We start from the raw sequence: 6,046 nt of genomic DNA on the forward strand, positions 1-6,046 counted from the left end.
AGATCACTAGTGCGGAGATGACTCGACAATGGGTGTGGTGACCAAGCGTTCTTCAATGACTTTCTTTTCTTCCCCGGAAGATCATTACAGCCATCGCGTGCGTATCGTGCTGGCAGAAAAAGGGGTCACGGTCGATATCGTTGATGTGGATAGCAGCAACAAGCCGGAAGATCTGGCCTCGCTGAACCCGTACAACGAAGTGCCCACGCTGGTTGATCGTGAGCTGACCTTGTTTCAGTCCACGGTGATCATGGAGTATCTGGATGAGCGTTTCCCGCATCCGCCGTTGTTGCCGGTTTACCCGGTGGCGCGTGCCCAGAGCCGCCTGCTGATTCACCGCGTGGAGCGTGACTGGTGTGGCCATGTGGATGCGATTCTGGCCGGTGAAGAGAAAGAAGCCAGCCTGAACAAGCGTCGCAAGGAGCTGCGTGAGGCGATTATTGCCACCGCACCCATCTTCAGCGAGCTGCCGTACTTCATGAGTGAAGAGTTCACTCTGGTGGATTGCGTGGTGGCGCCGATCCTGTGGCGCTTGCCAGCTCTGGGTATCGAGCTGCCAGCCAAGCAGGTGAAACCGCTGCTGGACTACGCCGAGCGGCTGTTTGATCGTGATGCGTTCCAGGCCAGCCTGACGGACGCCGAGCGCGAACTGCGTAACCCGCTGTAATCATGTCCGAAATGACCTCCAATCGCCCGTATCTGATACGGGCGATCCACGAATGGATCTGCGATAACGGACTGACCACTCATTTGGCGGTAAATGCCAGTTTCCCGGGTGTGGAAGTGCCGCAGGACTTTGTGCAGGACGGCCAGATCGTGCTGAACATTGCTCCGCGCGCCGTCACCCAGTTTGTGGCGGATAACGAGGAAATTGCCTTCTCTGCCCGCTTTGGTGGCATGCCCATGACGATCCGGGTGCCAGTGAATGCGGTGGTGGCGATCTTTGCCCGTGAAAACGGGCAGGGCATGGCGTTTGACCCGGTGGATCCACCGGAGCCACCGACGACCCCGGAGCCTGAAAAGAAAGAGGAAGGCAAAGGTAAGGTCAGTCACCTGAAAGTGGTGAAGTGAGAAAGTGAGACGCAGCACGCTTCACGCTGCATGCAACACGCAAAAGCCCGCTCATTGAGCGGGCTTTTTGTTTTCCCCGTGGGGCGACGCGTGAAGCGTGTTGCCGGCGCGCAGCGCCTAGTCGATATACTCAATAATCTTTACGATCTTCTGTACGCCATACACCTTCTGTACCTGGGCGACCACTGCGTCGGCTTCGGCATGGGTGAGCAGGCCCATCAGGTAGACCACGCCGTTTTCCGTAACCACCTTGGTGCGCCAGCCCGGCGCGTCGCCGTTAATCAGCAGGCGGCTTTTGACCTTGCTGGTAAGCCAGGTGTCATTGGTGCGCGCCAGGAAGGAGCCGGAGCCCACGACCTGTAGTTCGTTGTGCACGTTGCGCACATGGCGTACCTGGCTGGCGATATTTTCCGCCTGGGTACTGAGGTCTTCGCTGGCTACCTGGCCGGCAAGCAAGACGTTGCCGTTGTAACTGACCACTACAATGCGTGACTCGTCCAGTTCGGCACTGGCGCGGGACAGGTTGACGGCAACTTTTCGCTCGATGTTGCCATCTTCAACGAAGGCACCAAAAGTCCGAGAACCGTGATCCTGGTCAGTGGGCTGGTCGGACATGCCCTTGGACAGAGAGGCGCATCCGGCAGTCAGCGACAGCAGCAGGGCAAGGGCGGATAAACGGATGAAGCGTGCGACCATTACTGGCCTCCGAACAACTGCTGATCGATGTAATCGCACAGCGAGTGAATGACCAGGAGGTGCACTTCCTGGATGCGGGCGGTGGAAGTGGCGGGCACCCGGATTTCGATATCGTTGGGGCCATACAGGTTGACCATTTCGCCGCCTTCCTTGCCGGTCATGGCAACCACGCGCATTTCGCGATCGTGGGCGGCCTGGATGGCCTGGATCACGTTGGCGGAGTTGCCGCTGGTGGAAATCGCCAGCAGGATATCGCCGCTGCCACCCAAGGCGCGAACCTGTTTGGAGAAAATCTCGTTGTAGCTGTAATCGTTGGCGATGGAGGTCAGCGTGGATGAGTCTGTGGTCAGTGCGATGGCGGGCAGTGCCGGGCGCTCCATTTCAAAGCGGTTGAGCAGCTCAGAAGAGAAGTGCTGGGCGTCGCCAGCGGAGCCGCCGTTGCCGCAGGTGAGAATCTTGCCGCCGTTGAGCAGGCACTCGACCATGGCCTGGCCTGCGGCTTCAATCACGGTAGGCAGTACTTCGCCGGCTTTGGCTTTGGTTTCGATGCTTTCGGCAAACAGTTGCCGGATACGGTCCACGCTCATAAATTGTCCCTTCAATGTCCTGTTCGCTGAGTTCAGGGTCGCTCAATCTTTCACATTCTGCTGTGTAGCTTATTCGCTATAAAAGGCGTTTTGTATCCATTGGTAAAGGACAGCCTGCTGGCTGTCCGGTTCCATGCCCAGTACATCGAAGCGGCAGGGCCGGTGGTGATGTTCCGGGTGGCGGGCCAGAAAGTGCTGGGCCGCGTTGATCAGTCGCCGTTGTTTATGCTGATCCACCGAGGCGAGCGCGCCACCATGGCTCTGGTGTTTGCGCCAGCGCACTTCGGTGAAGACCAGGGTGTCCTGATCCAGCAGGATCAGATCAATTTCCCCCTGACGGCAGTGGAAATTGCGCTCCACAACGGTCAGCCCCTGTTCAACCAGCCATTTCGCTGCACGTTTTTCCGCGTCGCGGCCGGTGTCTTGTTTACTGCGAAGTAATGGCACGGGGGCTGTTCTGGCCTGGTTCGGCCACTTGTGGCAGTGTCTGAGCCTTGCCGCCTACAAAGACGGCCCAGTTAAGCTGGCGAACGATGCGCTGGTTTTCCATATGCAGTCGGCCCGTCACGCCGGGGAGCTCGCTGGAAGGCAGGGCATTCAGCAGGTATAGACGGCCCTGCAGTCGATAGGCGTCGATGCCCATGGCAAACAGGCGCTCGTAGCGGCCATGCCCATCCGGCCATTGTTCGTTGGCGGCGTCGTGCAGGGCCTGGTTATCGTCGGAGAGAATCCAGGGCATATCCACAAAGCGGATGCCGTTCAGGTCCTGATTCCGGCGCGGGTCTTCACCACTGTAGATCAAGGAGGTGGCGTAGACGGGCAAATCTTTTGCGTAGTGGAAATTCAGGGCCGGTTTCACCTGGCGCCCTTGATTGGGGTCGGCGAGCAGGAACAGGAAATCCATGTCCTGGCGACGGCGAGGCTGGTTATCCATCTTCAGGCTGGTGAAACGGCTGACCGCATTACCGCGCTTCTGGCTTTGTGCCACCAGCAGCATTTCCTTGACGGTTTCTCCGATGCTAGGCCCTTCCTGGTAGGTGCGGGTGATGGTGACTGAGCCGCCCAGTTCCTGCCAGCGATCGACGAAGGCCTGGGCGACGCGGTCGCCCCATTCCCCTTCCGGGTAGAGGATGCCGGCCTGCAAGGCGCCGCTGCTGGCACCATGATTGGCGATCTGGCGAGCTTCATCTTCCGGGGCCAGGCCGAACTGGAAAAAATTGTCGGCGCGGTTATCGGTGTCGATGTAGTTCAGTGCCAGGGTAGTCACTGGCAGTGTGCCTTGGGCGGCAATGGTGGCGGCCTTGTCCTTGGCCAGGGGGCCAAGAATGAAATCAGCGCCATCGGCCACGGCCTGCTGGTATACGGCGAGGACATCGTCGCCACCGGAGTCGTAAAAACGCAGGGTCGGCGGCTGGCCGTTTTTCTGCTGCTGGTAAAAGGCGGTCATAATGCCTTCCTGCAGGGCCTTGCCGGCGGTTTGCAGTGTGCCGGTGGTTGGCAGCAGGATGGCGACCTGGCTGGGGCGCTGGCTGGCGGCTTCTTCCAGCGCTTTCAGCATTTGTGGCACATCGTCGATGGCCGGGTGGGTGCGCCACTGGGCGGTCCATTGGTTCAGGCGGGTCACCTGGGCATCCAGATCGGCAATGGGGTCGCGGTACAGTTGGGCCAGGGTCAGCCAGCCACGCAGATCGCCACTGCTACCGTCAATGGCGTCGGCCAGATCGGTGTTGGGCAGCTGCATCAGCAGTTGCCAGATCATGTTGTGGTTGTAGCCCTGATCATCATCGCTGAGTAGCGGGTGCGCAGCGACGCGTTGCTGCAGGCTGTCCAGCAGCTTGCCTTGCATGGCCAGGGCGTCGGCGCGCAACAGATCCAGTTGGGCCTGATGCTCGGCGGGATATTGCAGTATTTCGTCCTGGTATTGCTGTAGCAGCGTCAGGGTCTTGTCCGCTTGCTGTTGGCCGAGCTGGGCGCGGCCACTGAGTAGCAACCAGGTGAAACGCTGCTCACTGCTGAGTTGTCCGGGGTTCAGGTCGGCGAGCAATTGGTTTGCATCAGCGGCCCGTTTTTCGCCCAGATAGGTAGAGGCCCAGGACAGCGTTGAGGTAATGCGTTCGTCGGCATCCATGCCGGCGAGTTGGTTGCGGGCGGCAGAAAGCGCAGCGGGCGCCTCTGTCGGTGCGCGGGGCGTGGCAACGGCGGGCGTTTCATAGACCTTGGTCTTTGATGAAGGAGTGGTGGAGCAGCCGGCCACAACAGCGGCAGCCAGAAATGCTGCCAGATAAGCCTTTCTAAATTCCATGGCGAGGTTCGTATTACCAGAATGAAGCGGCTATTGTAGGCGCTTTCCGGGCGTCTTAACACTTGAGTAGTGCACGAATATGAGCGGGACTTTGTTTATTGTCAGTACTCCGATCGGTCATTTGGATGACATTACCCGTCGGGCAATTGACGTACTGGCGGCAGTGGACTGGATTGCGGCGGAGGATACCCGGCATAGCCAGCGGATGCTTGATCAGTTGGGTATCCGCAATCGCATGATCAGTTGCCATGACCATAATGAAAGCCAGCGCAGTGATGAGTTGGTGGCACGTTTGCAGAGTGGTGAGCAGGGGGCGTTGATCAGTGATGCCGGGACGCCGTTGGTCAGTGATCCCGGCTACAGGCTGGTGCGCGCCTGTCAGGAGGCTCAGGTAAATGTAGTGCCGGTTCCGGGGGCGTCGGCGTTGCTGGCCGCGCTGGCGGCCGCGGGGCAGCCCTCCGACCGGTTCCTGTTCGAAGGTTTTGTGCCTGCCAAGGGCGCGCCGCGCCAGCAAGCCATTGCGCGTCTGGCCGGGCTCTCAGTCACCAGTATTATTTATGAGGCGCCTCACCGGGTGCTGTCCTTCCTGGAAGCCCTGAAAGCACTGGTTGAAAAAGATCGTGAAATTACCCTGTGCCGTGAGCTGACCAAGCAATTTGAAACGATTCGGCGCGGTCCGGTGGATGAGATTTGCGATTGGGTGGCCTCGGACAGCAACCAGCGGCGCGGTGAGCTGGTGCTGGTGCTGTCGCCGGTGGCGCAGTCTTCGTCGTGGACAGACAAGGACAGGGCGTTGGCGAAAAGCCTGCTGGCTGAGTTGCCGGTGTCACGGGTGGCCAAAATCATGGCGGCCCATACCGGGTTGAAGCGCCAGGAGTTGTATGCGCTGTTAGAGGCAATGAACAATTAATAGTTAATAATGAATAACTTGCGATCCGATTTGGTCGTTTTCAGGCGCAAGAGGCTGTGCTCAACTTTGGGGCGCGTGACCTTTTGCGCTTCAAGATCAGAAAACCTGGTCCGCGTAGCTATTAATTATTCACTATTAATTATTAACTGTTTAGACTCCGCCCCGGACCGGTCAGGCAGTCGCTGGCGGCGATTCTTTTTAAGGATGGCCGTTGGAGGAAAGTCCGGGCTCCACAGGGCAGGGTGCCAGGTAACGCCTGGGGGCCACACTGGGAACGGTGTGGCTACGGCTAGTGCCACAGAGAAGATACCGCCTGTTCCTTCCTTGTGTCGGAATCGGTAAGGGTGAAAAGGTGCGGTAAGAGCGCACCGCGCCGCTGGTAACAGTGGTGGCAGGGTAAACCCCACCCGGAGCAAGACCAAATAGGGATCCGTTGGCGTGGCCCGCGCTGGATCCGGGTAGGTTGCTAGAGGTTTGTGG

7 protein-coding genes and 1 other RNA gene are annotated in these 6,046 nt (G+C 59.1%); 4 read left to right on the forward strand and 4 right to left on the reverse strand.

Annotated features, from left to right (window positions below; translation table 11 throughout):
- Window positions 1-28 precede the first annotated feature (28 nt).
- Window positions 29-667 (forward strand): stringent starvation protein SspA, encoded by a 639-nt coding sequence (gene sspA / locus CL546_RS14735; protein WP_007148462.1) that lies wholly within the window; start codon window positions 29-31, stop codon window positions 665-667.
- A gap of 2 nt (window positions 668-669) precedes the next feature.
- On the forward strand, window positions 670-1,071 hold the full coding sequence (locus CL546_RS14740; protein ID WP_290496318.1) for a ClpXP protease specificity-enhancing factor: 402 nt from the start codon (window positions 670-672) through the stop codon (window positions 1,069-1,071).
- 117 nt (window positions 1,072-1,188) lie between these two features.
- On the opposite strand, the gene CL546_RS14745 is transcribed toward CL546_RS14740, so the two are convergent.
- The 4 genes from CL546_RS14745 to CL546_RS14760 form a co-directional block, all read right to left on the reverse strand.
- Window positions 1,189-1,767 (reverse strand): BON domain-containing protein, encoded by a 579-nt coding sequence (locus tag CL546_RS14745; RefSeq protein ID WP_290496320.1) that lies wholly within the window; start codon window positions 1,765-1,767, stop codon window positions 1,189-1,191.
- Window positions 1,767-2,354: a phosphoheptose isomerase gene (locus CL546_RS14750; RefSeq protein ID WP_007150375.1), complete on the reverse strand. Its 588-nt coding sequence runs from the start codon at window positions 2,352-2,354 to the stop codon at window positions 1,767-1,769. Before CL546_RS14750 ends, CL546_RS14745 begins: the two co-directional genes overlap by 1 nt.
- 69 nt (window positions 2,355-2,423) lie before the next feature.
- Complete coding sequence (locus CL546_RS14755) at window positions 2,424-2,801, reverse strand: YraN family protein (protein WP_290496323.1); 378 nt, start codon at window positions 2,799-2,801, stop codon at window positions 2,424-2,426.
- Complete coding sequence (locus CL546_RS14760; protein WP_290496325.1) at window positions 2,782-4,656, reverse strand: penicillin-binding protein activator; 1,875 nt, start codon at window positions 4,654-4,656, stop codon at window positions 2,782-2,784. The genes CL546_RS14755 and CL546_RS14760 overlap by 20 nt, the downstream gene beginning before the upstream one ends.
- Window positions 4,657-4,735: 79 nt before the next feature.
- Between CL546_RS14760 and rsmI the strand changes: the two genes are divergently transcribed.
- The gene (gene rsmI, locus CL546_RS14765) at window positions 4,736-5,566 is read left to right on the forward strand and encodes a 16S rRNA (cytidine(1402)-2'-O)-methyltransferase (RefSeq protein WP_290496327.1); all 831 of its coding nucleotides are present in this window, start codon (window positions 4,736-4,738) and stop codon (window positions 5,564-5,566) included.
- Window positions 5,567-5,729: 163 nt separating this feature from the next.
- Window positions 5,730-6,046, forward strand: an RNA gene (gene rnpB, locus CL546_RS14770) — RNase P RNA component class A; the annotation flags it as partial.

Origin of the sequence: Alcanivorax sp., assembly GCF_002726155.1 — a bacterium.
Lineage (GTDB): Bacteria > Pseudomonadota > Gammaproteobacteria > Pseudomonadales > Alcanivoracaceae > Alcanivorax.